At 71.4% G+C, this 26,427-nt stretch carries 19 protein-coding genes; 18 read left to right on the forward strand and 1 reads right to left on the reverse strand.

Annotation, left to right across the window (positions count from 1 at the left end):
- The first annotated feature begins 2 nt into the window (after window positions 1–2).
- The 14 genes from rplL (at window position 3) to E9529_RS01100 (ending at window position 20,174) form a co-directional block, all read left to right on the forward strand.
- Window positions 3–398 carry a 50S ribosomal protein L7/L12 gene (gene rplL / locus E9529_RS01035; protein WP_236829270.1) on the forward strand — a complete coding sequence of 132 codons (396 nt, stop codon included), beginning with the start codon at window positions 3–5 and terminating at the stop codon, window positions 396–398.
- A gap of 340 nt (window positions 399–738) precedes the next feature.
- On the forward strand, window positions 739–1,863 hold the full coding sequence (locus E9529_RS01040) for an ATP-binding cassette domain-containing protein (RefSeq protein ID WP_308195240.1): 1,125 nt from the start codon (window positions 739–741) through the stop codon (window positions 1,861–1,863).
- A gap of 62 nt (window positions 1,864–1,925) precedes the next feature.
- Window positions 1,926–2,675, forward strand: a complete 750-nt coding sequence (locus tag E9529_RS01045; protein WP_374201293.1) for an MlaE family ABC transporter permease — start codon at window positions 1,926–1,928, stop codon at window positions 2,673–2,675.
- Window positions 2,675–3,544 (forward strand): ABC transporter permease, encoded by an 870-nt coding sequence (locus E9529_RS01050; protein WP_236829272.1) that lies wholly within the window; start codon window positions 2,675–2,677, stop codon window positions 3,542–3,544. Before E9529_RS01045 ends, E9529_RS01050 begins: the two co-directional genes overlap by 1 nt.
- Before the next feature lie 7 nt (window positions 3,545–3,551).
- Complete coding sequence (locus E9529_RS01055; protein ID WP_236829273.1) at window positions 3,552–4,928, forward strand: MCE family protein; 1,377 nt, start codon at window positions 3,552–3,554, stop codon at window positions 4,926–4,928.
- Entirely contained in the window at window positions 4,925–5,992 is a 1,068-nt protein-coding gene (locus E9529_RS01060) for an MCE family protein (protein WP_236829274.1), read from the forward strand. The genes E9529_RS01055 and E9529_RS01060 overlap by 4 nt, the downstream gene beginning before the upstream one ends.
- Window positions 5,992–7,023 (forward strand): MCE family protein, encoded by a 1,032-nt coding sequence (locus tag E9529_RS01065; RefSeq protein WP_236829275.1) that lies wholly within the window; start codon window positions 5,992–5,994, stop codon window positions 7,021–7,023. The genes E9529_RS01060 and E9529_RS01065 overlap by 1 nt, the downstream gene beginning before the upstream one ends.
- Window positions 7,020–8,276 (forward strand): MCE family protein, encoded by a 1,257-nt coding sequence (locus E9529_RS01070; protein ID WP_236829276.1) that lies wholly within the window; start codon window positions 7,020–7,022, stop codon window positions 8,274–8,276. Before E9529_RS01065 ends, E9529_RS01070 begins: the two co-directional genes overlap by 4 nt.
- Window positions 8,273–9,538, forward strand: a complete 1,266-nt coding sequence (locus tag E9529_RS01075) for an MCE family protein (protein ID WP_236829277.1) — start codon at window positions 8,273–8,275, stop codon at window positions 9,536–9,538. Before E9529_RS01070 ends, E9529_RS01075 begins: the two co-directional genes overlap by 4 nt.
- Window positions 9,535–10,803, forward strand: a complete 1,269-nt coding sequence (locus tag E9529_RS01080; protein WP_236829278.1) for an MCE family protein — start codon at window positions 9,535–9,537, stop codon at window positions 10,801–10,803. Before E9529_RS01075 ends, E9529_RS01080 begins: the two co-directional genes overlap by 4 nt.
- Window positions 10,804–10,873: 70 nt before the next feature.
- Window positions 10,874–11,506, forward strand: a complete 633-nt coding sequence (locus tag E9529_RS01085) for a hypothetical protein (protein ID WP_236829279.1) — start codon at window positions 10,874–10,876, stop codon at window positions 11,504–11,506.
- A gap of 7 nt (window positions 11,507–11,513) precedes the next feature.
- Window positions 11,514–12,290, forward strand: a complete 777-nt coding sequence (locus E9529_RS01090; RefSeq protein ID WP_236829280.1) for a hypothetical protein — start codon at window positions 11,514–11,516, stop codon at window positions 12,288–12,290.
- Between the two features lie 492 nt (window positions 12,291–12,782).
- Window positions 12,783–16,175 carry a DNA-directed RNA polymerase subunit beta gene (gene rpoB / locus E9529_RS01095; RefSeq protein WP_374201294.1) on the forward strand — a complete coding sequence of 1,131 codons (3,393 nt, stop codon included), beginning with the start codon at window positions 12,783–12,785 and terminating at the stop codon, window positions 16,173–16,175.
- A gap of 93 nt (window positions 16,176–16,268) precedes the next feature.
- A complete protein-coding gene (locus E9529_RS01100; protein ID WP_236829282.1) occupies window positions 16,269–20,174 on the forward strand; it encodes a DNA-directed RNA polymerase subunit beta' in 3,906 nt (1,301 codons plus the stop codon).
- 267 nt (window positions 20,175–20,441) lie between these two features.
- On the opposite strand, the gene E9529_RS01105 is transcribed toward E9529_RS01100, so the two are convergent.
- Window positions 20,442–21,482, reverse strand: coding sequence for an LLM class F420-dependent oxidoreductase (locus E9529_RS01105; protein WP_236829283.1), 1,041 nt, complete (start codon window positions 21,480–21,482; stop codon window positions 20,442–20,444).
- A gap of 522 nt (window positions 21,483–22,004) precedes the next feature.
- On the opposite strand from E9529_RS01105, the gene rpsL reads away from it, so the two are divergent.
- From rpsL to tuf, 4 genes are all read left to right on the forward strand, one after another.
- Window positions 22,005–22,379: a 30S ribosomal protein S12 gene (rpsL, locus tag E9529_RS01110; protein WP_012950487.1), complete on the forward strand. Its 375-nt coding sequence runs from the start codon at window positions 22,005–22,007 to the stop codon at window positions 22,377–22,379.
- Window positions 22,379–22,849: a 30S ribosomal protein S7 gene (rpsG, locus tag E9529_RS01115; RefSeq protein WP_091929116.1), complete on the forward strand. Its 471-nt coding sequence runs from the start codon at window positions 22,379–22,381 to the stop codon at window positions 22,847–22,849. Before rpsL ends, rpsG begins: the two co-directional genes overlap by 1 nt.
- Before the next feature lie 79 nt (window positions 22,850–22,928).
- Window positions 22,929–25,028 (forward strand): elongation factor G, encoded by a 2,100-nt coding sequence (gene fusA / locus E9529_RS01120; RefSeq protein ID WP_236829284.1) that lies wholly within the window; start codon window positions 22,929–22,931, stop codon window positions 25,026–25,028.
- A 93-nt stretch (window positions 25,029–25,121) separates the two neighbouring features.
- Complete coding sequence (gene tuf, locus E9529_RS01125) at window positions 25,122–26,315, forward strand: elongation factor Tu (protein WP_236829285.1); 1,194 nt, start codon at window positions 25,122–25,124, stop codon at window positions 26,313–26,315.
- Window positions 26,316–26,427: the final 112 nt, after the last annotated feature.

Genomic DNA, 26,427 nt, shown 5'->3' on the forward strand with positions numbered 1-26,427 from the left:
CCATGGCCAAGCTGTCCACCGCGGAGCTGCTCGACGCGTTCAAGGAGATGACCCTCCTCGAGCTGTCCGACTTCGTGAAGCAGTTCGAGGAGACCTTCGAGGTCACCGCTGCTGCCCCGGTCGCCGTCGGGGCCGCCCCCGCCGCCGGTGGTGGCGGTGGCGACGCCGGTGCCGCCGCCGAGGAGCAGGACGAGTTCGACGTCATCCTCGAGAACGCCGGTGACAAGAAGATCCAGGTCATCAAGGAGGTGCGCGGCCTGACCTCGCTCGGCCTCAAGGAGGCCAAGGACCTGGTCGACAACGCGCCGAAGCCGGTCCTGGAGAAGGTCGCCAAGGACGCCGCCGAGAAGGCCAAGGCCGCTCTCGAGGGCGCCGGCGCCACCGTCACCGTCAAGTAAGGGACCCGGCGCCCCCCCAGCCCTCGCTCCGCTCGGGCCGGGACCCTGCGCCGGGCCGTTCCAGCGCGTTGCCTCGCGGCTTCGCCGCACAGGGGCCGTCCTCCTTCGGGAGGACGGCCCCTGTCGCATGTCCGGGTGGTTTCGCGGCCGGAGGTGGAGACCCGCGTCACCGAAACCCGGTGACACACGTAACCTCCGCCGAGCGTGATCGTTACTGACCGGTAGTGGAGCGGTGCGATCCCTCCGCACGCAGCGGGATCGCGGAGCAGCGCACGGCCGGGACCCGCCGACGCGGAGGGCGTGGAACCGGCGGCGGAGCCGGGACGGGAGGCAGGGGCACGTGGGCGTCGCAGTCGAGGTCTCGGGGCTGACCAAGTCGTTCGGCAGCCAGAACATCTGGAGCGACGTCACCCTCACGCTGCCGCCCGGCGAGATCTCGGTCCTGCTGGGGCCCTCCGGCACCGGCAAGTCGGTCTTCCTGAAGTCCCTGGTCGGCCTGCTCAAGCCCGAGCGCGGCTCGATCGCCATCGCCGGCACCGACATCGTGCGCACCAGCGAGTCCCGCCTCTACGAGGTCCGGAAGCTCTTCGGCGTGCTGTTCCAGGACGGCGCCCTCTTCGGCTCGATGAACCTGTTCGACAACATCGCCTTCCCGCTGCGCGAGCACACCCGCAAGAGCGAGTCCGAGATCCGGCGGATCGTCCTGGAGAAGATGGACATGGTCGGGCTGCAGGGCGCCGAGGGCAAGCTCCCGGGCGAGATCTCCGGGGGCATGCGCAAGCGCGCCGGCCTCGCCCGGGCCCTGGTGCTGGACCCCGAGATCATCCTGTTCGACGAGCCCGACTCCGGGCTCGACCCGGTCCGCGTGGCCTACCTCAACCAGCTGATCGTCGACCTCAACGCCCAGATCGACGCGACGTTCCTCATCGTCACCCACGACATCGGCACCGCCCGCACCGTGCCCGACAACCTGGGGCTGCTCTTCCGCCGCCACCTGGCGATGTTCGGCCCGCGGGAGCAACTGCTCACCTCGCAGGAGCCGGTGGTCCGCCAGTTCCTCAACGGCCGCCGCGAGGGCCCGATCGGCATGAGTGAGGAGAAGGACGTCGCCCAGGTCGAGGCCGAGATGGCGGCGCTGGAGGCGCGCGGCGGCGACCAGCACAACGGCGTCGGGCCCAAGGGCGCCACCGGTGGGGACGCCGTCCCGCCGCAGCTCGACCCCTCCCCGGGCCTGCCGGAGCGCAGGGCCGTGCGCCGCCGGCAGGAGCGGGTCGCCCGCATGCTGCACGAGTTCGACCCCGCCACGGCCGCGGCCATCCGGGCATCCCTGCCCGCGGACCTGCTCGCGCAGGCCGACGCGGGCCTCTTCGGCCCGACGCCGGCGCCGGGTGGCCGGCACTGGGCGGCGGAGCCCGGCGCGACGGCCCCCACGGTCGTGCTGCCGCGGGCAGGGGGCGACGGGTGAGCGCCGGCGGGAAGCCGGCCGCGCCCGGGCTGCTCGACGGCAGGTACTCGCCGACCCGGCCGCTGGCGGCGAGCGGGAAGCTGTTCGCCTTCGCCCTCGACGTGCTGCGGGCCGTGCCCAAGCGGCCGTTCCAGGTGCGGGAGTTCGTCCAGCAGACCTGGTTCGTCGCCAGCGTGACCATCCTGCCGACGGCGCTGGTCGCGATCCCCTTCGGCGCCGTCATCGCCCTGCAGCTGGGGTCGCTCACCCGCCAGCTGGGCGCCCAGTCGTTCACCGGGTCGGCCTCGGTGCTCGCCGTGCTGCGCGAGGCCAGCCCGATCGTCACCGCCCTGCTGATCGCCGGCGCCGGGGGGTCGGCCATCTGCGCGGACCTCGGCGCGCGCAAGATCCGCGACGAGATCGACGCGATGGAGGTCCTGGGCATCAGCCCGATCCAGCGGCTCGTCGTCCCGCGCGTGCTGGCCGCGATGGTGGTGGCCACCCTGCTCAACGGCCTGGTCAGCGTCGTCGGGGTGGCCGGCGGCTACTTCTTCAACGTCGTCCTGCAGGGCGGCACGCCGGGGGCCTACCTCGCCTCCTTCAGCGCGCTGGCCCAGGTGGAGGACTTCTGGTCCGGGGAGATCAAGGCGCTGGTCTTCGGGCTGATCGCAGGCATCGTCGCCGCCTACAAGGGGCTGGGCGCCGGTGGCGGACCCAAGGGGGTGGGGGACGCCGTCAACCAGGCGGTCGTGATCACCTTCCTGCTGCTGTTCGCGGTCAACTTCGTGATGACGGCGCTGTACTTCCAGCTCGTCCCGCCGAAGGGGGCGTGATGGCGCTCCTCTCACCCGCCGACCGGGTCCGGCTCCGGCTGCGCCGCGTCGTCACGACCGTGTACCGGCGGCCGCTCGACACGCTCGACGACCTCGGCGACCAGCTCAGCTTCTACGGGCGGGCCCTCGGCTGGGTGCCGCGCACCCTGCGGCGCTACAAGCGGGAGGTCCTCCGGCTGCTGGCCGAGGTGACGTTCGGGTCGGGCGCGCTGTCCGTGATCGGCGGGACGGTCGGCGTCATCGCCTTCCTCTCCTTCTTCACCGGGACCGAGGTCGGGCTCCAGGGCTACGCCGCGCTCGACCAGCTGGGCACCTCGGCCTTCACCGGGTTCCTCTCCGCGTACTTCAACACCCGGGAGATCGCCCCGCTGGTGGCCGGGCTTGCCCTGTCGGCGACGGTCGGCTGCGGGTTCACCGCCCAGATCGGCGCGATGCGGATCAACGAGGAGATCGACGCCCTCGAGGTGATGGGGGTGCCGTCGCTGCCCTTCCTGGTGACCACGCGCATCGTCGCCGGCTTCATCGCCGTCATCCCGCTGTACGTGCTCGGCCTGCTCAGCAGCTACTTCGCCACGCGCACCATCACCACGCAGGCCTACGGGCAGTCGGCCGGCACCTACGACCACTACTTCAACCTGTTCCTGCCGCCGCAGGACGTGTTCTGGTCGTTCCTCAAGGTCCTCGTCTTCGCCGTGGTCATCATCCTGAGCCACTGCTACTACGGCTTCCGCGCCGGCGGCGGCCCCGCCGGCGTGGGCCTGGCGGTCGGCCGCGCGGTGCGCTTCTCGATCGTCGCGGTCATGGTCATCGACCTGTTCCTGTCGCTGGCGATCTGGGGTTCCACGACGACGGTCCGGATCGCGGGGTGAGCGGGAGATGAGCGCGCGCGGGGCGGTGGTCCGCCGGCGGCTGCAGGGGCTGGCCTTCCTGGTCGTGCTGGTGCTGCTGCTGGGCCTGGCCGTGGCCGCCTACCAGAAGGCGTTCACCGAGGTGGCCCGGGTGACGCTGCAGGCGGACACGGTCGGCAACCAGCTGCAGGAGGCCTCCGACGTCAAGGTCCGGGGGGTCATCGTGGGCGACGTCCGCGAGGTCCGGGCGCGCGCCGACGGCGCGGAGATCGAGCTGGCCATCCGGCCCGAGTTCCTGGAGGAGATCCCGGCCGACGTCACCGCGCGCCTGCTGCCCAAGACGCTGTTCGGCGAGCGCTTCGTCTCCCTCGAGCTGCCCGAGCAGCCCTCCGCCGAGCGCCTCGCCGACGGCGACGTGATCGGCCAGGACCGCAGCGAGAACGCCATCGAGCTGCAGCGGGTCATCGACGGCCTGCTGCCGCTGCTCCAGGCGGTCGAGCCGCAGGACCTGGCCACCACGCTCGGCGCCGTCGCCGACGCGCTGCGCGGGCGGGGCGACCGGCTGGGCGCCAACCTGGCCGCGGTGGGGCGGTACGTCGGTGAGCTGAACACCGTGCTGCCGGACCTGCAGGCCGACATCACCGGGCTGGCCGACTTCGCCGACACCTACGAGTCGGCCGCCGACGACCTGCTGGCGGTGCTCGACAACCTCGCCGTCACCAGCACCACCCTGGTCGACCAGCAGGAGCAGCTGCGCCGGACCTTCACCGTCGGGCGCGCGGCCGGTGACGCCACCGCGGGCTTCCTCGAGGTCAACGAGCGGAACATCATCTCGCTGGCCGAGACCGCACGGCCGGTGCTGGGCGTCTTCGCCGAGTACTCGCCGGTGTACCCCTGCCTGCTGGAGGGCCTCACCCGCTTCAACCCGATGATCAGCGAGGCGTTCGGCGCCGACGGCGACCCTTCCCTCGACCTGAACATCGTGGTCACGCTGCCGCCGCGCAACGCCTACGTGCCCGGCGACCAGCCCGCGTACCTCGACCGCAGCGGCCCCGACTGCCAGGGGCTGGACGACATCGACGGGCTGATCCGGGCCGCCGAGCGCGGCGAGTACTACTGCCCGACCCCGCCGGAGGACGGCGTGGACTCGGCCGACAACCCGGTCTCGGGCAACCCCTTCTGCCTCGGTGGCCGGGACCCCGACGACGTGCCCGAGGGGGCGGGCGACCCCAACCCCCGGCTCGGCGACTCCCTGCCCTCCGACCTCGCCGGGTCGACGGCGGAGCTGGACTTCGTGCGCAGCATCCTCGCCCACCAGACCGGGACCGGGCCCGAGCAGGTCTCCGACCTCGCCGTCTCCTCGCTGGCCCCCGTCCTGCGCGGCACCCAGGTGGCGTTCCGGTGAGGGGCGCGCTGCGCGGGTTGGCCGCGCCGGTGACCAAGCTGGTGGCGTTCGCGCTCGTCACCGTGCTGGCCAGCTACGTGCTGGTCAGCACCATCACCAACGCCGGCTACGGGGACCACCGCGCGTACCGGGCGCAGTTCACCGACGTCGCCGGCCTCGTCGAGGGGGACGAGGTCCGGATCGCCGGCGTCCGGGTCGGCCAGGTGACCGCCATCGGGCTGGCCGAGGGGACCGAGCGCCCCGTCGCCGAGGTGGCCCTGGAGGTCAGCGCCGACGTGCCGCTGCCGGCCGGTGTCCGGGCCACCATCCGCTACCGCAACCTGGTGGGGCAGCGCTACGTCGCCCTCGAGGAGGGGGACGGCTCGGCCGGCCGCGTCCTCGAGGAGGACGCGCTGATCCCGCTGGCGCAGACCACCCCCGCGCTGGACCTCACCACCCTCTTCGGCGGGTTCCAGCCGCTGCTGCAGGCGCTCTCGCCGGCGGACGTCAACCGGCTCTCCTTCGAGATCATCCAGGTCTTCCAGGGCGAGGGCGGCACGGTGCAGAGCCTGCTGCGGCACATCGCGTCGCTGAGCGGCTCGCTGGCCGACGAGGACGCCGTCATCGGCAGCGTCATCGACAACCTGACGACCGTGCTCGGCAGCGTCGCCGCCCGCGACGAGCAGCTGTCGGGCCTGGTCGTGAGCCTGCAGCAGTTCGTCACCGGGCTGGCCGGCGACAGCGAGGCCATCTTCGACTCCCTGCAGACGGTCGACGGGCTGGCCCGGGCCACCACCGACCTGCTCGTCGACGTCCGCGCGCCGCTGACCGCCGACATCCGGGGGCTGGAGGCGCTGTCGACGAACCTGGCCGACAGCGGGGACGTGCTGGAGGACTTCCTCCAGCTCGCGCCCACCAAGCTCGACCTGGTCACCCGGACGGCGGTCAACGGCAGCTGGTTCAACTTCTTCCTCTGCGGGGCCTCGGGCAACGTCGTCCTGCCCGTGAGCGGCCCCGACGGCACCGAGAACGCCGTCGAGGTCCCCACCGGTGGCCTGCGCAACGGTGAGCGGGGGTGCGCCTGATGGCCCGCGCGTCCCGGCCCTTCCGCAGCCGCAACCCCGTGCCGATCGGCGCGGTCAGCCTGGCGGTGATCGTCGTCCTCGTGCTGCTGGCGTTCAACGCGCAGTCGCTGCCGCTCATCGGGGGCGGCACCGTCTACCGGGCGCAGTTCTCCGAGGCGGCCGGCCTCCGGCCCGACGACCCCGTCCGCGTCGCCGGCGTCAAGGTGGGCAGCGTCGAGAGCCTCTCGCTGGAGGACGGCGCGGTGACCGTCGAGTTCCGCGTCCGGGACGCGTTCGTCGGCGACCGCTCCGAGGCCGCGATCAAGATCGAGACGGTGCTGGGCGCGAAGTACCTGGCGCTCGTGCCGCGGGGGAGCGCGCCGCTGGACCCCGACGAGCGCATCCCGCTGACCCGCACCGCCTCGCCCTACGACGTCGTCGAGGCCTTCGCCGACCTCTCGACGACGGTGCAGGACCTGGACACCGCCCAGCTGGCCGGCTCGTTCGAGGTGCTGGCCGAGACCTTCGCCGAGACCCCCGACGAGGTGCGCAGCTCGCTGGACGGGCTGGCCCGGCTGTCGGGCACCATCGCCTCCCGCGACGCCCAGCTGCGGGAGCTGCTCTCGGCGACGCGGACGGTGACCGAGGTGCTCGCCGACCGCAACGGCGAGTTCACCCGGTTGATCGTCGACTCGAACACGCTGCTGGCCGAGGTGCAGGAGCGGCGGCAGCTGATCGACGCGATCCTGACCAGCACCCAGGAGCTGTCCGCGCAGCTGTCGGGGCTGGTCGCCGACAACCGCGCGGCGCTGACGCCCGCCCTGGCGCAGCTCTCCCGGGTCACCGACATCCTGGCGCGCAACCGGGAGAACATCGCGCAGACCGTGGACCGGCTGGCGCCCTTCGTCCGGGTGTTCACCAACACCCTGGGCAACGGCCGGTGGTTCGACAGCTTCGTGGACAACCTGCTGCCCGGCGTGGTCGGCAGCATCGTCTGCGGCGGGCCGGGCGTCGTGGGCGCGCCGGTGTCCTGCCGGGAGGGGAACGGATGAGCGGCTCCCTGCAGCGCGGCGTCGCGCTGGCCGCGGCGGTGGTCCTGGTCGGTGCCCTCGGCTGGACGGTGCTCCGGCCCGCCGGCCAGTACCGGGTCACCGCGTGGTTCGGGCAGGCGGTGGGGCTCTACGCCGGCTCCGACGTCCGCATCCTCGGCATCGACGTCGGCGAGATCACCGACGTGCGGCCCGAGGGCGACCGCGTGCGGGTGGAGATGCTGATCGACGACGGCTACGACATCCCGGCCGACGCCGACGCGGTGGTGCTCGCGCCCTCCCTGGTCTCCGACCGGTACGTGCAGTTCGCCCCCGTGTACTCCGGCGGGCCGACGATGCGGGACGGCGCGGAGGTGCCGGTCGAGCGCACCGCGACCCCGGTGGAGCTCGACGCGGTCTACGGCGCGCTCGACGAGCTGTCGACGGCGCTGGGGCCGACGGGGGCGAACGCGGACGGTGCTCTGGCGGACCTCATCGACGTCGGGGCAGCGAACCTGCAGGGCAACGGGGACGCCCTCAACCGGACGCTGACCGGCTTCTCGCAGGCGGTGGAGACGCTGGCCGAGAACCGCGACGGCCTCTTCGACTCGGTCGAGAACCTGCAGCGGTTCACCAGCGCGCTGGCCGGCATCGACAACCAGGTCGGGCTCTTCAACGAGAACCTGGCCGCCGTCGCAGACCTGCTCGAGGGGGAGCGCGAGGACCTCGCCACCGCGATCCGGCTGCTGTCCCAGGCGCTCGGGGACGTCGCGGGCTTCGTCCGGGACAACACCGACCTGCTGCGCACCAACGTCGACCGGCTGGCCGACGTCACCCTGGCGCTGGTCCAGCAGCGCGACGCGCTCGCCGAGGTGCTCGACGTCGCGCCCGCCGCGCTGGGCAACCTGTCGCACGCCTACAACCCCGACTACGGGACCCTGGACACGCGGGACAACTCGCTGGGGGCCACCAGCCCCGAGGTCATCGTCTGCCAGCTCCTGGGCGCGACCGGGCGGCTGCGGCTCGACCTCGACCTGGTGCCCGACGTGCTCACCGACCCGCTGACCCAGGGCCTGCAGCTGCCGCCGATCGAGCAGATCTGCACCCGGCTGCTCTCCGGGGACGCGGACGCCGACGGCACCCTCGACGACGTCGACGGCAACGGCGTGAGCGACCTGCAGGAGCTGCTCACCGAGCTCTTCGGCGGCGGCGCCCCCGGCGGCCGCAGCGGTGGTCCGCTCATCGGGCTGCCCGACCTGGCCGGAGCCCCGCGGTGACCCGGCACCTCGCGCGCGTCACCGCCCTCGCCGGCAGCGTGCTGCTGCTCGCCGGGTGCGGCTTCCGCGGCGCCTACTCCCTGGACCTGCCCGGTGGGGCCGATCTCGGGGACGAGCCCTTCACCGTGCAGGTGGAGTTCCTCGACGTGCTGGACCTGGTGCCGCAGTCCGGGGTGCGCGTCGCCGACGTGCCGGTCGGCCGGGTGGAGGAGATCGAGCTGGGCGAGGACTGGACCGCCGTGGTGACGCTGTCGGTCAACGGCGACGTCGAGCTGCCGGCCAACGCCGTCGCGATGATCCAGCAGACCTCGCTGCTGGGCGAGAAGTTCGTCGAGCTGGCGCCCCCCGGCGGCGAGGAGCCGCAGGGCGTGCTGGCGGACGGCGCGCGCATCGGGCTGGACCGCACCAACCGCAACGTCGAGGTCGAGGAGCTGCTCGGCGCGCTGTCCCTCGTCCTCAACGGCGGCGGGCTGACGCAGCTGCAGACCATCACCCGGGAGCTCGGGACCGCGCTGGAGGGCCGGGAGACGGCGATCCGCAGCACGCTGGCGCAGCTGGACACGTTCTTCGGCGGGCTGGACGCCCAGCGGTCGGAGATCAGCCGGGCGCTGGAGAGCGTGGACGCGCTCGCGGCGAGCCTGGCCGAGCGGACCGGGACCATCGAGACGGCCCTGGACGCCATCGGCCCCGGCCTCGACGTGGTGGACCAGCAGCGCGACCTGCTGGTCTCGATGCTGGACAGCCTGGCCCGGCTGGGCGACGTCGGCACCCGCGTCATCGAGCAGGCGGGCGCGAACACCGTGGAGGACCTCGAGCTGCTGCAGCCGATCCTCACCCAGCTCGCCTCCGCGGGCCCCGACCTGGCCGGCTCGCTGGACCTGCTGCTCACCTACCCGTTCCCCGCGAGCTCGCTGTCGGCGCTGAACTACCGGCAGGACCTGCGCACCGGTGGCTACGGCCTGTTCACCAACATGACCGCCGCGCTGGACCTGGACCTCACCGAGGTGCTCTGCCGCTACGCCGTCGACCCGCTCACCGGGGCCCTGGAGGAGCTCGCGCCCGGGGACCTCACCGGGGAGCGGTGCGGCGTCCCGGGCACCCCGCCCGGCAACGGCTCCGCTGCCCCGCCGGGCGGCGCGGGCACGGCCGACCCCGGCCGGCGGACCGGGCTGGGCGCGCTGCTCCCGGAGGGCATCGTCGGCCGGGTCCCCGGGGAAGGCGGCCTCGTCGGCCTCCCCGACCTGCTGGGGGGCCGGCCGTGATCACCCGGACCGTGAAGCTGCAGCTCACCGCCTTCGCCCTGGTGGCCGTCCTCGGGATGGCCTACCTCGGGTTCACCTACGTCGGCCTGGACCGGGTGCTCCTCGGCACGGGCTACCAGGTGTCCGCCGACTTCCGGGACTCCGGCGGGATCTTCGAGAACGCCGAGGTGACCTACCGGGGGGTCTCCGTCGGCCGGGTGACCGGCATGGACCTGGTCGAGGACGGGGTGCGCGTGACGCTCACCATCGACCCCGGCGCCGAGCCCATCCCCGCCGACACCCGGGCCGTGGTCTCCACCCGCAGCGCGGTCGGCGAGCACTACGTGGACCTCGTGCCCGACGACGGGGAGGGACCCTTCCTGGAGGACGGCGCGGTCATCCCGCAGGAGCGGACCGCGATCCCGGTGCCGGTCGAGCAGCTGCTGCTGAACGTCGACGAGCTGGTCGGCTCGCTGGACCGGGAGAACCTGCGGATCGTCGTCGACGAGCTGGGCCGGGCGTTCGCCGGGGCCGGGGACGACCTCGGCCGGCTCATCGACAACGGCGACCTCCTGCTCGCCCGGGCCCAGGAGTCGCTGCCCGAGACGCTCGCGCTCATCCGCGACAGCCGGACGGTGCTGGACACCCAGGTGGCCGGGCGCTCGGCGATCGAGCAGTGGGCGGCCGACCTGCGGCTGGTGAGCGACACGCTGGTGGCCAGCGACGCCGACCTCCGCGGCCTGCTGGGCACCGCGCCCGAGGCCGGCGACGCCCTGCAGCGCCTCGTCGAGGAGGCCGGCCCCGGTCTCGGCCCGCTCATCCGCAACCTCGACGTCCTGAACCGGGTCACGGTCCCGCGCCTGGACGGCGTCGAGCAGCTGCTGGTGACCTACCCCGACGTGGTCTCGGGCGGCTTCAGCGTCGTGCGCGACGACGGCGGGACGATGCGGGCGCACTTCGGGTTCGTCCTGAACGCCGGCGACCCGCACGCGTGCACCAGCGGCTACGTCCCCACCGGCGCGCTGCCGGGCCCCGGCGCGGTGCAGGCGCTGGACACCGACGCGGTGCGCTGCGCGGTCGTCGACGGGGCCGACCCGGACCCGGGGGACGGCGTCGACGAGACCGGCACCAGCATCCGCGGGGAGCAGAACATCGGGCGCTCCGGCGGCGTCGGCGGGACCGGGCCGCAGAGCGGCGGCGGCGCCCGGCCCCCCGTGCTGGCCGGCCTGGAGGAGCTGCTCGGCGAGCTGCTGGGCGCCAGCCCCTTCGCCCGCACCGCGGCCTGACCCCACCCGTCCGGGTCGGTCGCGGTGCGCCGCGGGCCCGGACCCCGAGCTGACGAAGGAGGATGCGCCGGTGATCAGGAACGCGTGGTCGCGGACGCCCGGGGACGCCCCGGGCGCCGGTGCGCCCGAGGCCCCCGCGGACGAGGAGCCCGCCGTCGCCGCCGTCGGAGCGGCCGACGAGGATCCGGTGGCCGAGGGTGCCCCGGCCGACAGCGCGGACCGCCGCCCCGCGGTCCCGGTGGTGCCGCTGCTCGCGGTCCTGCTGGTCGTGCTGCTGGGCGCCGCCGCCTTCCTCCTCGCCACCCGGCCGGAGCCGTCGACCATCCGCACCGACGACTACGTCGACGCGCTGCAGGCCGCCCGCGCGCACGTGGTCGACCTGACCTCCTTCGACCACCTCACCCTCGACGACGACATCCGCGAGATCGAGCAGGTGGCGACCGGTGAGCTGGGGGAGGAGACCGTCGCCCAGCTGGAGGAGCGCCGCCAGCAGATCGTCGAGTCCGAGGCCGTCGTCAGCACCGAGGTCGTCGGGGCCGGCATCACCCGGGCCGACGCGGGCGAGGCGACCGCGCTGCTGGTCATCGAGTCGACCCAGAAGAGCAACGCCGACGAGCAGGCCCAGCTGCTGCGCTACCGGATCGAGGTCGAGCTGACCGAGGTCGACGGCCGGTGGCTGCTGTCCGCGATCCGGGGAGGGTGAGGCACCGATGAGCCAGGAACCGGCCGACCGCCCGCGCCCCACGGCGCGTCCCCGGCCCGCACCCGCGGCCCGGCCCACCCCGCGGCCGCGCGTCGCGGGGAGCCGGCGCGAGCGCGAGGACGGCCCGGTCTCCGCGCACGGGAGCCCGGTCGCCGCCCCGGAGGCCCCGGCCGGGCCCGCGACCCGGCGGGCGGCATCGCCCCGCCGGCACGCCGCGGCGCCGCGCGCGAACCCCGTCCCGCGCCGCCGGCGCCCCGGCCGCGCGCCGGTCGCGGTCCTCGCCGTGCTGTGCCTGCTGGCCGCCGTCGGCACCGGGGTGCTGCTGCGGGAGCGGCTGGACCCGCGCTACGTGCAGACCGGCGTCATCGAGGCCGCGGGGGACGGCGTCCGGGCGCTCTACGCCTACGACTACCAGGACTCGCAGGGCAGCGTCGAGGGCAAGCTCGCGGTGCTCACCGGGGAGCTGCGGGAGCAGTACGAGCGCGACCTCTCGCAGGGCGGGATCATCGACACCTACGAGCAGGTGTCGGCCACGACCAGCTACGAGGTCGGCGACGTCGGGCTGCAGCAGATCAACGAGGCCCAGGACACCGCGACGCTCGTCGTCTTCGGGCAGTACGTGGTCCGCTCGGTGAACACCGGCGGGCAGCAGCCCCCCGAGGGGTCGGAGTGCCAGGTCACGCCCGAGGGGGCGCAGTCCTGCGTGCAGACGGTGCAGGTGCGCATGGTCACCGTGGACGGCGGGTGGAAGATCAGCGAGCTCACGCTGCTCACCACCTCCTGAGCGGCGGCCGTCCGGGAGGGCCGACGGCGTGGCGGTCCCACCACGGACCCTCCGCTGTCATCATGGGTCCGGCGCACGCCCCCGCCGGGTCCCTCCGGGCCTGCGCGTCCCGCGGGTGTGGCACCGGTCCCACCGGTGCCCCCGACGTGGACACGGCGCTCCGGTGGGGGTAGGGTCTCCTGTTGCGCTGCCCTCTGACTGCCTGCCCGCCGAGACGGGTCACGACGGGTGCCCGGGAATCTCCCGGGCGACGCCCGTGCTGACCTGTCCGGCGAGCGATCGCGGCCGTCGCGGACAGCCTCGCCATCACCGACGACGACCCAGGACGACCCCGCAGCCCACCGCCCGCACGTCGTGAGGTCCTTGGAAGGACGCATCTTGGCAGGCTCTCGCCCCACCAGCATCACCCCCGGCACCACCGAGTCCGGTACCACCCAGACGACCCCGGCCACGCAGGACGGTCCCCGCACTGGCGAGGCCGACCAGCAGAAGATCCCCGGCGCGCCGCTGCGCGTCTCGTTCGCCAAGATCTCCGAGCCCCTCGAGGTCCCCGACCTCCTGGCGCTCCAGACCGCCTCCTTCGACTGGCTCGTGGGCAGCCCCGAGTGGCGCGCGACGCTCTCGCCCGAGGAGCAGGCCGACGCCGTCGGCGGGCTGGCCGAGATCCTCGAGGAGATCTCCCCGATCGAGGACTTCAGCGGCTCGATGTCGCTGTCCTTCTCCAACCCGCGCTTCGAGGACGTCAAGGCGTCCCTCGAGGAGTGCAAGGACAAGGACATGACCTACGCGGCGCCGCTGTTCGTCACCGCCGAGTTCATGAACAACACCACCGGCGAGATCAAGTCGCAGACGGTGTTCATGGGCGACTTCCCGATCATGACGAACAAGGGCACCTTCGTCATCAACGGGACCGAGCGCGTCGTCGTCTCCCAGCTGGTCCGCAGCCCCGGCGTCTACTTCGACAAGACGCTGGACAAGACCTCGGACAAGGACGTCTTCAGCGCCAAGGTCATCCCCAGCCGCGGTGCGTGGCTGGAGTTCGACGTCGACAAGCGCGACACCGTGGGCGTGCGCATCGACCGCAAGCGCCGCCAGCCGGTCACCGTGCTGCTCAAGGCGCTGGGCTGGACCGAGGACCGCATCCGCGAGCACTTCCAGTGGTCGCCGACCGTCCTGGCCACCCTCGAGAAGGACCACATCGCCGGGCAGGACGAGGCCCTGCTCGACATCTACCGCAAGCTGCGGCCGGGCGAGCCGCCGACGCGCGAGTCGGCGCAGGCGCTGCTGGAGAACCTGTTCTTCAACCCCAAGCGCTACGACCTGGCCAAGGTCGGCCGGTACAAGGTCAACAAGAAGCTGGGCGTCGAGGTGCCGCAGAGCACCAGCACGCTGACCGAGGACGACATCGTCGCCACCATCGAGTACGTGGTGCGCCTGCACGCCGGCGAGGCCGACCACGGCGTCGACGACATCGACCACTTCGGCAACCGCCGCCTGCGCACCGTCGGCGAGCTGATCCAGAACCAGATCCGGGTCGGCCTCTCCCGCATGGAGCGCGTGGTCCGCGAGCGCATGACCACCCAGGACGTCGAGGCGATCACGCCGCAGACCCTGATCAACATCCGGCCGGTCGTCGCCTCCATCAAGGAGTTCTTCGGCACCAGCCAGCTGTCCCAGTTCATGGACCAGACCAACCCGCTCGCGGGCCTGACCCACAAGCGCCGCCTGTCGGCGCTGGGCCCGGGTGGTCTGTCGCGTGAGCGGGCCGGCATGGAGGTCCGCGACGTCCACCCGAGCCACTACGGCCGGATGTGCCCGATCGAGACGCCGGAAGGCCCGAACATCGGCCTGATCGGCTCGCTGTCCTCGTTCGGCCGGGTGAACGCCTTCGGCTTCATCGAGACGCCGTACCGCAAGGTCGAGAACGGCCAGGTCACCACCCAGATCGACTACCTGACCGCCGACGAGGAGGACCGCTTCGTCGTCGCGCAGGCCAACAGCCCGCTCGACGCGCAGGGCCGCCTCGCCGAGGAGCGCGTCCTGGTCCGCACCAAGGGTGGCGAGGTCGACTACCTCTCGCCCGAGCAGGTGGACTACATGGACGTCTCGCCGCGGCAGATGACCTCGGTCGCGACGGCGATGATCCCGTTCCTCGAGCACGACGACGCCAACCGCGCGCTCATGGGCGCCAACATGCAGCGCCAGGCGGTGCCGCTGCTGCGCAGCGAGGCCCCGCTGGTGGGTACCGGCATGGAGCTGCGGGCCGCCGTCGACGCCGGCGACGTCGTCGTGGCGGAGAAGGCCGGTGTGGTCGAGGACTCCACCGCCGACTACATCACCGTGATGGCCGACGACGGCACCCGGCAGACCTACCGGCTGCTGAAGTTCCGCCGCTCGAACCAGGGCACCTCGATCAACCAGACCCCCGTCGTCGACGAGGGCCAGCGGGTCGAGGTCGGCCAGGTCATCGCCGACGGTCCCTGCACCGACCAGGGCGAGATGGCGCTGGGCAAGAACCTGCTCGTCGCCTTCATGCCGTGGGAGGGCCACAACTACGAGGACGCGATCATCCTGTCGCAGCGCCTCGTGCAGGACGACGTCCTGTCCTCGATCCACATCGAGGAGTTCGAGGTCGACGCCCGCGACACCAAGCTCGGTGCCGAGGAGATCACCCGGGACATCCCGAACGTCTCCGAGGACGTGCTGGCCGACCTCGACGAGCGCGGCATCATCCGCATCGGTGCCGAGGTCGTCCCCGGCGACATCCTCGTCGGCAAGGTGACGCCGAAGGGCGAGACCGAGCTGACCCCCGAGGAGCGGCTGCTGCGCGCGATCTTCGGCGAGAAGGCCCGCGAGGTCCGCGACACGTCGCTGAAGGTCAAGCACGGTGAGTCCGGCAAGGTCATCGGCGTCCGCGTGTTCTCCCGCGAGGACGGCGACGAGCTGCCCGCCGGCGTCAACGAGCTGATCCGGGTCTACGTCGCCCAGATGCGCAAGATCTCCGACGGCGACAAGCTCGCCGGGCGCCACGGCAACAAGGGCGTCATCTCGAAGATCCTGCCGCAGGAGGACATGCCCTTCCTCGAGGACGGCACCCCGGTCGACATCGTCCTGAACCCGCTCGGCGTGCCCGGCCGCATGAACGTCGGCCAGGTGCTGGAGACCCACCTCGGGTGGATCGCCAAGCAGGGCTGGGAGGTCAACGGCGACCCGGACTGGGCGAAGAACCTGCCGCAGGCCGCGCGGTCGGCGGCTCCGGGTACCCGCACCGCGACGCCGGTGTTCGACGGCGCCAAGGAGGACGAGATCATCGGCCTCCTCGGCTCGACGACGCCGAACCGCGACGGCGACCGGATGGTGCAGCCGACCGGCAAGGCGCGCCTGTTCGACGGTCGCTCCGGCGAGCCGTTCCCCGAGCCGATCTCGGTGGGCTACGTCTACATCCTCAAGCTGCTGCACCTGGTCGACGACAAGATCCACGCCCGCTCGACCGGCCCGTACTCGATGATCACGCAGCAGCCGCTGGGTGGTAAGGCGCAGTTCGGTGGCCAGCGGTTCGGCGAGATGGAGTGCTGGGCGATGCAGGCCTACGGCGCGGCCTACGCGCTGCAGGAGCTGCTCACCATCAAGTCCGACGACATCCTCGGCCGCGTCAAGGTCTACGAGGCGATCGTCAAGGGCGAGAACATCCCCGAGCCGGGCATCCCCGAGTCGTTCAAGGTGCTGCTCAAGGAGCTGCAGTCGCTCTGCCTCAACGTCGAGGTGCTGTCGGGCGACGGCCAGGCGATCGAGCTGCGCGACACCGATGACGAGGTCTTCCGGGCCGCGGAGGAGCTGGGCATCGACCTGTCCCGCCGCGAGCCCTCCAGCGTCGAGGACGTCTGATCGGCCGCCGGCCGGCCCTGAGCAGTCGGGGCCGGCCGGCCACCCACCCCAAGCCATAGAAGCGAAGCACTAGCCCCTGAAAGGGGTCACACCTTGCTCGACGTCAACTTCTTCGACGAGCTCCGCATCGGTCTGGCCACCGGCGACGACATCCGCCAGTGGAGCCACGGTGAGGTGAAGAAGCCCGAGACCATCAACTACCGGACGCTGCGTCCGGAGAAGGACGGTCTCTTCTGCGAGAAGATCTTCGGTCCCACCCGGGACTGGGAGTGCTACTGCGGCAAGTACAAGCGCGTCCGGTTCAAGGGCATCATCTGCGAGCGCTGCGGCGTCGAGGTCACCCGCGCCAAGGTGCGGCGTGAGCGGATGGGGCACATCGAGCTGGCCGCCCCGGTCACCCACATCTGGTTCTTCAAGGGTGTGCCGTCCCGCCTGGGGTACCTGCTCGACCTGGCGCCCAAGGACCTCGAGAAGATCATCTACTTCGCGGCCTACATGATCACCTCGGTCGACGACGAGGCGCGCCACCGCGACCTCCCGACCATCGAGGCCGAGATCAGCGCCGAGAAGTCGAACCTGGAGAACCGGCGCGACGCCGACGTGGAGGCCCGCCAGCAGAAGCTGGAGGCCGACCTCGCCGAGCTCGAGGCCGAGGGTGCCAAGTCCGACGTGCGCCGCAAGGTGCGCGAGGGCGGCGAGCGCGAGATGCGCCAGCTGCGCGACCGCGCGCAGCGGGAGATCGACCGCCTCGACGAGGTGATGGACACCTTCCGCAAGCTCGAGGTCAAGCAGCTCATCGCCGACGAGTCGCTGTACCGCGAGCTGCGGGACCGCTTCGGCGAGTACTTCGAGGGCGGCATGGGCGCCGCGGCGCTGCAGAAGCTGCTCGCCGGCTTCGACCTCGACGCCGAGGCCGCCTCGCTGCGCGAGACCATCCGCAGCGGCAAGGGCCAGCGCAAGCTGCGCGCGCTCAAGCGGCTCAAGGTCGTCGCGGCGTTCCAGCAGACCCGCAACTCGCCCATGGGCATGGTGCTGGACTGCGTCCCGGTCATCCCGCCGGACCTGCGCCCGATGGTGCAGCTCGACGGTGGCCGCTTCGCCACCAGCGACATGAACGACCTGTACCGCCGCGTGATCAACCGGAACAACCGGCTCAAGCGGCTGCTCGACCTCGGCGCGCCCGAGATCATCGTGAACAACGAGAAGCGGATGCTCCAGGAGTCCGTGGACGCGCTGTTCGACAACGGCCGCCGCGGCCGGCCGGTCACCGGCCCGGGCAACCGTCCCCTGAAGTCCCTGAGCGACCTGCTCAAGGGCAAGCAGGGCCGGTTCCGCCAGAACCTGCTCGGCAAGCGCGTCGACTACTCGGGCCGTTCGGTCATCGTCGTCGGCCCGCAGCTGAAGCTGCACCAGTGCGGCCTGCCCAAGCAGATGGCGCTGGAGCTGTTCAAGCCCTTCGTCATGAAGCGGCTGGTCGACCTCAACCACGCGCAGAACATCAAGTCCGCCAAGCGGATGGTGGAGCGCGCGCGTCCCGTCGTCTGGGACGTGCTGGAGGAGGTCATCACCGAGCACCCGGTCCTGCTGAACCGGGCGCCGACGCTGCACCGCCTGGGCATCCAGGCCTTCGAGCCGCAGCTGGTCGAGGGCAAGGCCATCCAGATCCACCCGCTGGTCTGCACCGCGTTCAACGCGGACTTCGACGGTGACCAGATGGCGGTGCACCTGCCGCTGTCGGCCGAGGCCCAGGCCGAGGCCCGCATCCTGATGTTGAGCTCGAACAACATCCTGAGCCCGGCCGACGGTCGCCCGATCACCGCGCCGACCCAGGACATGGTGCTGGGCCTGTACCACCTGACGACCGTCGTGCCCTCGCGGCACGAGGCCGACGGTGGCAAGCCCGCGGCCTACGCCTCGCCGGCCGAGGCGCTCATGGCGTTCGACATGGGTGCCCTGGCGCTGCAGGAGCGGGCCTACATCCGGCTCGACGAGGTCTTCGGCGTCGACAACGGCACCGTGAACGAGCCGTGGGAGCAGCCGGAGGACTGGGCGCCGGGCCAGCCGGCGGTCGTCGAGACCAGCCTGGGCCGGGTGCTGTTCAACGAGGCCCTGCCCGAGGACTACCGCTTCGTCAACTACCAGGTGCCGAAGAAGGAGCTCGGGGCGATCGTCAACGACCTCGCCGAGCGCTACCCCAAGGTGCAGGTCGCGGCGACGCTGGACGCCCTCAAGGCGGCCGGCTTCCGCTGGGCCACGCGGTCGGGCGTCACCATCGCCATCGACGACGTCGTCACGCCGCCGGTCAAGCAGGAGATCCTCGACCGGCACGAGGCCGAGGCGGCGAAGATCGAGAAGCAGTACGAGCGCGGCGTCATCACCGACGCCGAGCGCCGTGGCGAGCTGATCGAGATCTGGACCCGCGCGCGGGCCGAGGTCAGCCAGGCGATGGTGGACAACTTCCCGACCACCAACCCGGTCTGGGTCATGGTCAACTCGGGCGCCCGAGGCAACATGATGCAGATCAGCCAGATCGCCGGTATGCGCGGCCTGGTCGCCAACCCGAAGGGCGAGATCATCCCGCGGCCGATCAAGGCCAACTTCCGGGAGGGTCTGTCCGTGCTGGAGTACTTCATCTCCACGCACGGTGCCCGCAAGGGCCTGGCCGACACGGCGCTCCGCACCGCCGACTCCGGGTACCTCACCCGTCGTCTGGTGGACGTCTCGCAGGACGTCATCATCCGCGAGGAGGACTGCGGCACCGACCGCGGCGTCCTCATGCCGATCGGCACGCTGGTCGACGGCGTGGTCACCCGTGACCCCCACGTGGAGACCAGCGTCTACGCCCGCGCGCTGTCCGCCGACGTCGTCGCCGAGGACGGGACGGTCATCGCCCCGGCCAACGCCGACCTGGGTGACGTGCTCATCCAGCAGCTCGTCGACGCCGGCGTCGCGGAGGTCAAGGTCCGCTGCGTCCTGACCTGCGAGTCGCTGCTCGGCACCTGCGCCACCTGCTACGGCCGGTCGCTCGCGACCGGCAAGCTGGTGGACGTCGGCGAGGCGGTCGGCATCATCGCCGCCCAGTCGATCGGTGAGCCCGGCACCCAGCTGACGATGCGCACCTTCCACACCGGTGGTGTCGCGGGTGAGGACATCACCCACGGTCTGCCGCGTGTGGTGGAGCTCTTCGAGGCCCGCGTCCCCAAGGGCAAGGCCCCGATCGCCGAGCTGGCCGGCACGGTCCGGATCGAGGACGGCGAGCAGTTCCGCAAGCTCACCATCACCCCGGACGACGGCTCCGACGAGGTCGTCTACGACAAGCTGTCGCGTCGCTCGCGGCTGCGGGTCGAGGACGGCGCCCACGTCGAGGTCGGCGAGCAGCTCACCGAAGGTGCGGTCGACCCGCACGAGGTGCTGCGGATCATGGGCCCCCGCGAGGTGCAGCTGCACCTGGTCCGCGAGGTCCAGGAGGTCTACCGGAGCCAGGGTGTGTCGATCCACGACAAGCACATCGAGGTGATCATCCGCCAGATGCTGAAGCGGGTGACCATCATCGACTCGGGCGCGACGGAGTTCCTGCCCGGTGCGCTGGTGGAGCGGACGCTGTTCGAGACCGAGAACCGTCGCGTCGTCGCCGAGGGCGGCGAGCCGGCCTCGGCCCGTCCGGTGCTCATGGGCATCACCAAGGCCTCGCTCGCGACCGAGTCGTGGCTGTCGGCCGCCTCCTTCCAGGAGACGACCAAGGTGCTCACCGACGCCGCGATCCAGGGAAAGAGCGACAGCCTGCTCGGCCTCAAGGAGAACGTGATCATCGGAAAGCTGATCCCGGCGGGTACGGGCATCAGCCGCTACCGGAACATCACGGTCGAGCCGACCGAGGAGGCGCGCGCCGCCGTCTACACCATGGCCGGCTACGAGGACGGGCAGTACTACAGCCCGGACGTCTTCGGTCAGGGCACCGGCGAGGCCGTCCGCCTCGAGGAGTACGACTGGCGGGGCTGACGCCCGCTAGGCAGTGACGAAAGGGCCCCCAGGTCAGCAGTTGACCTGGGGGCCCTTCCGCGTCCGGGGCCGCGCCGGGATCAGGTTCCCTGATCATCGCGCTTCCACCCCCACGGCAGACGGTGAGGGAGGACCCTCTGCGGTGAGGGAGGACGCCGGACGGGTACCGACCTCGGCGCCTGACCCGCCGTGCAACGGCGAGAGCCGCCCCGCACCGCGGCTGTGGCGGTTGCGGGGCGGCTCTCGTGGTGATCGCCGCGGGGAGGATCAGCCCGCGAGCCGCTTCATGGTCTCCACCGTGCGCAGGCGGGCCTCGCGGCTGCCGTCGAGCGGCTGCAGCATCAGCGTGGTGACACCGGCCTCCGCGAAGGCGGCGATGCGCTCGGCGACGTACCCCTCAGGACCGATCAGGGACGACGCCCGCACCAGCTCGTCGGGCACCGCCGCGGCCGCCTCGTCCTTCTTCCCGTCCAGGTAGAGGTCCTGGATCGTCTTCGCCTCGGCCTCGTAGCCGTACCGGACGGCGAGGTCGTTGTAGAAGTTCTTGCCCCGCGCGCCCATGCCGCCGATGTACAGGGCGAGCGAGGGGCGCACGAAGTCGAGGAGCCCCTCGACGTCGTCGCCGATGGCCACGGGGACGCCGGTGATCACCTGCAGCTCGCCGAGGGCCGTGTCGCGCTTGGCCTTGCCGGCGGCCAGCGAGTCGCCCCAGACGGACGCGGCCTTCTCCGGGACGAAGAAGATCGGCTCCCAGGCCTCCGCGATCTCGGCGGCCAGCTCCACGTTCTTGGGGCCGAGCGCCGCGAGCATCACCGGGATGCGCTCGCGGACCGGCGTGTTGATCAGCTTGAGCGGCTTGCCCAGGCCGGTGCCCTGCTCGGCGGGCAGCGGGATCGAGTACTTCTTCCCCTCGTGCTGCAACCGCTCGCGGCGCCACACCTGACGGCAGATCTCGACGATCTCGCGGGTGCGCTGCAGCGGGGCGTCGTAGGGCAGGCCGTGCCAGCCCTCGATCACCTGCGGACCGGAGGCGCCCAGGCCCAGGGTGAACCGCCCGCCGGAGACGAAGTCCAGGCCGGCCGCGGTCATGGCAGTCAGCGCCGGCGTCCGGCTGTAGATGGGCAGGATGCCGCTGAGCAGCTCCACGCGCTCGGTCACCGCCGCGAGGTAGCCCAGCTGGCTCACCGCGTCGAACGTGTAGACCTCCGCCACCATGGCGAGGTCGAGGCCGGCGGCCTCCAGGTCGCGGATCTCCGCCGCCGTCTCCTGGAAACCGCCGCTGTAGCTGGCCTGGATGCCGATCCGCACGTGCGCTCCTCTGCTCCGCGGCGCCACGGTTGGCGCCTCCCGCACGGTAGCGGTCGCCGCGCGGGCGGGCGGGGGAGCTGTCGCGGGCTTCCCGGCGGCGGTAGTGTCCCGACGACCTGCGCTGCCGGAGGGGCCCCCGGTCGACGTGTCGACCGGTGTGAGGGACCCGGCTTTGACCGCCTGTCCGGGCCCGGGTATCGTGGTCAGCCGTGCCCAGGGTGTCCTGGGCCTGCTCCCGTTCGCGGTGCGCCTGGGTGCCCGGAGGTGTCGAACCTCCGGTCGCCGGGAAACCACCCCCCGGTCACGCCGGAGGGTGGCGGCGCCGGGGTCGCGAGGGGCATCCGAGCTCGGTCTGGCAGCGGACCGGTCCGGGGGAGGGCAACACGCCCGACCGCGTGGACCGGACGTGGAACACGACCGGGGTCGGGGAGGTTCCGACCAGGAGCCGGCACCCGAGCACCACCCGTAGAGCAGCAAACAGACGAGCACCACCCCAGCGCAGGTAGGAGATCCAGGCCACCCATGCCCACGATCAACCAGCTGGTCCGCAAGGGCCGCGAGGACAAGGTCGAGAAGACCAAGACCCCGGCGCTGAAGGGTTCGCCCCAGCGTCGCGGCGTCTGCACGCGCGTGTACACGACGACGCCGAAGAAGCCGAACTCGGCGCTGCGCAAGGTCGCTCGCGTCCGCCTCACCAGTGGCATCGAGGTGACCGCCTACATCCCGGGCGTCGGCCACAACCTGCAGGAGCACTCGATGGTGCTCGTGCGCGGTGGTCGTGTGAAGGACCTGCCGGGCGTCCGCTACAAGATCATCCGTGGCTCGCTGGACACCCAGGGTGTCCGCAACCGCAAGCAGGCTCGCAGCCGGTACGGCGCGAAGAAGGAGAAGAGCTAATGCCGCGCAAGGGCCCCGCGCCGAAGCGTCCGCTGGTTGCCGACCCGGTCTACCAGTCGCCGCTGGTCACCCAGCTGGTGAACAAGGTGCTGGTCGACGGCAAGCGCTCGGTCGCCGAGGCGATCGTCTACGGCGCCCTCGAGGGTGCCCGCGCCAAGACCGACACCGACCCGGTCGTCACGCTCAAGCGCGCGCTCGACAACGTCAAGCCGGCCCTCGAGGTCCGCAGCCGCCGCGTCGGTGGTGCGACCTACCAGGTCCCGGTCGAGGTCCGCGCCTCGCGCAGCACCACGCTCGGCCTCCGCTGGCTCATCCAGTACAGCCGGGCCCGCCGCGAGAAGACGATGACCGAGCGCCTGATGAACGAGCTGCTCGACGCGAGCAACGGTCTGGGTGCTGCTGTGAAGCGGCGCGAGGACACGCACAAGATGGCCGAGTCGAACAAGGCCTTCGCGCACTACCGCTGGTAACCACCAGCGCCCGCCGTCGGCGGGACCCCCGGGCGATCCCCGGCACCCGCACACGGACAACCAGCAAGAGGGGTAAGGAATGGCCAGCAACGAGGCCCAGCTCGCCAAGACCCGCAACATCGGGATCATGGCGCACATCGACGCCGGCAAGACGACCACGACCGAGCGCATCCTCTTCTACACCGGTATCAACTACAAGATCGGTGAGGTCCACGACGGCGCGGCCACGATGGACTGGATGGAGCAGGAGCAGGAGCGCGGCATCACCATCACGTCCGCCGCGACGAAGTGCTCCTGGAACGGCTTCGACATCAACATCATCGACACCCCCGGGCACGTCGACTTCACCGTCGAGGTGGAGCGGTCGCTGCGGGTGCTCGACGGTGCGGTCGCCGTCTACGACGGTGTGGCCGGCGTGGAGCCGCAGACCGAGCAGGTCTGGCGCCAGGCGGAGAAGTACGGCGTCCCGCGCATGTGCTTCGTCAACAAGCTCGACCGCACCGGTGCCGACTTCTTCCGCTGCGTCGACATGATGGTCGAGCGCCTCGGGGCCAACCCGCTGGTGCTGCAGCTGCCCATCGGTGCCGAGGCCGACTTCATCGGCGTCGTCGACCTGGTGCAGATGCGGGCGCTCACCTGGCGCGGCGAGACCAAGATGGGTGAGGACTACGCGGTCGAGGAGATCCCCGCGGAGCTCGCCGACCAGGCCGCCGAGTACCGCGAGAAGCTCCTCGAGAACATCGCGGACTTCGACGACTCGCTCATGGAGGCCTACCTCGGTGGCGAGGAGATCTCGGTCGAGCGCCTCAAGGCCGCCATCCGCAAGGCGACGATCGCCGCGCAGGTGAACCCGGTCCTGACCGGGACCGCCTTCAAGAACAAGGGCGTGCAGCCCCTGCTCGACGCGGTCACCGACTACCTGCCCAGCCCGCTGGACGTCGAGTCGATCGTCGGTACGGCGATGGACGGCGAGACCGAGGTGCTGCGGCACGCCGACGAGGACGAGCCGTTCTCCGCGCTGGCGTTCAAGATCCAGACCGACCAGCACCTCGGCAAGCTGACCTACATCCGCGTCTACTCCGGCCGGCTGGACGCCGGGTCCCCGGTGCTCAACAGCACCAAGGACCGCAAGGAGCGGGTCGGCAAGATCTACCAGATGCACGCGAACAAGCGCGAGGAGCGCGAGGGCGTGGGCGCCGGCCAGATCGTCGCGGTCAACGGCCTCAAGCAGACGACGACGGGTGACACCCTCTGCGACCCGCAGAAGCCGGTGATCCTCGAGTCGATGACCTTCCCCGCTCCGGTCATCTCGGTCGCCATCGAGCCGAAGACCAAGAGCGACCAGGAGAAGCTGGGCACCGCGATCCAGAAGCTCGCCGAGGAGGACCCGACCTTCCAGGTGAAGCTGGACGAGGAGACCGGCCAGACGGTCATCTCGGGCATGGGCGAGCTCCACCTGGAGATCCTGGTGGACCGCATGCGCCGCGAGTTCAACGTCGAGGCCAACGTCGGCAAGCCGCAGGTGGCCTACCGCGAGACGATCCGCAAGGCCGTCGAGCGGTACGACTACACCCACAAGAAGCAGACCGGTGGTTCCGGCCAGTTCGCGAAGGTCCAGATCGCGATCGAGCCGCTTCCGATGGGCTCCGACTCGGCGACCTACGAGTTCGAGAACAAGGTCACCGGCGGCCGCGTGCCGAAGGAGTACATCCCCTCGGTCGACCAGGGCATGCAGGACGCCATGCAGTACGGCGTGCTGGCCGGCTACCCGATGGTGGGCGTCAAGGCGCTCCTCCTCGACGGCCAGTACCACGAGGTCGACTCCTCGGAGATGGCCTTCAAGATCGCTGGATCGATCGCCTTCAAGGAGGCTGCGCGCAAGGCCGACCCGGCCCTGCTCGAGCCGCTGATGGCGGTCGAGGTCACGACGCCCGAGGAGAACATGGGCGACGTCATCGGCGACCTGAACTCCCGCCGCGGGATCATCCAGGCGATGGAGGAGCGCTCCGGCGCCCGCGTCGTCCGGGCCCTGGTCCCGCTGTCGGAGATGTTCGGCTACGTGGGCGACCTGCGCAGCCGCACCCAGGGACGGGCGAGCTACTCGATGGTGTTCGACTCGTACGCCGAGGTCCCGGCCAACGTCGCCAAGGAGATCATCGCCAAGGCGACCGGCGAGTAACCGGAATGCGGGCGGCCCCGCCCGCGCTCCCCGAGCACAGCCCGCAACCCCCAGAGCACGCACCACCTGCGTAACCACGAGGAGAGGAACCCAGTGGCCAAGGCCAAGTTCGAGCGGACCAAGCCGCACGTCAACATCGGCACCATCGGGCACATCGACCACGGGAAGACGACGCTGACCGCGGCGATCACCAAGGTCCTGCACGACAAGTACCCGGACCTCAACGAGGCGTCCGCCTTCGACTCGATCGACAAGGCGCCCGAGGAGAAGGCCCGCGGCATCACGATCTCGATCGCGCACGTCGAGTACCAGACGGAGAGCCGTCACTACGCTCACGTCGACTGCCCCGGGCACGCCGACTACATCAAGAACATGATCACCGGTGCTGCGCAGATGGACGGCGCGATCCTGGTGGTCGCGGCGACCGACGGCCCGATGCCGCAGACCAAGGAGCACGTCCTCCTGGCCCGCCAGGTCGGCGTCCCCTACATCGTGGTGGCCCTCAACAAGGCCGACATGGTGGACGACGAGGAGATCCTGGAGCTCGTCGAGCTCGAGGTCCGCGAGCTGCTCAGCGAGTACGAGTTCCCGGGCGACGACGTCCCCGTGGTCCGCGTCTCGGCGCTGAAGGCCCTCGAGGGCGACGCCGAGTGGGGCGACAAGCTCATGGAGCTGATGAACGCCGTCGACACCGCGATCCCGGAGCCGGAGCGCGAGATCGACAAGCCGTTCCTCATGCCGGTCGAGGACGTCTTCACCATCACCGGTCGTGGCACGGTCGTCACCGGCCGCGTCGAGCGTGGCATCGTCAAGGTCTCCGAGGAGATCGAGATCGTCGGTATCCGCGAGGGTTCGACGAAGACGACCGTCACCGGCGTCGAGATGTTCCGCAAGCTGCTCGATCAGGGCCAGGCCGGCGACAACGTGGGTCTGCTCCTCCGCGGCATCAAGCGCGAGGACGTGGAGCGCGGCCAGGTCGTCGTGAAGCCCGGCTCGATCACCCCGCACACCAACTTCGAGGGTTCGGTCTACATCCTCTCGAAGGACGAGGGTGGCCGTCACACGCCGTTCTTCAACAACTACCGTCCCCAGTTCTACTTCCGGACGACGGACGTGACGGGCGTCGTGACCCTGCCCGCCGGCACCGAGATGGTCATGCCGGGCGACAACACCGAGATGACGGTGGAGCTCATCCAGCCCATCGCCATGGAGGAGGGTCTGCGGTTCGCCATCCGCGAGGGTGGCCGCACCGTGGGCGCCGGGCGCGTCACCAAGATCATCAAGTAACACCCTGACGGGCGGCGGCCGGGGCTCCGGCCGCCGCCCGGCCATGGGCTCCGCGGACGCACCGCGGGAGCCAACCCCCGGGTCTCGGACCCACCGGGTCAGCAGACCCACT

The organism is Blastococcus sp. KM273128, from assembly GCF_021698975.1.
GTDB lineage: Bacteria > Actinomycetota > Actinomycetes > Mycobacteriales > Geodermatophilaceae > Blastococcus.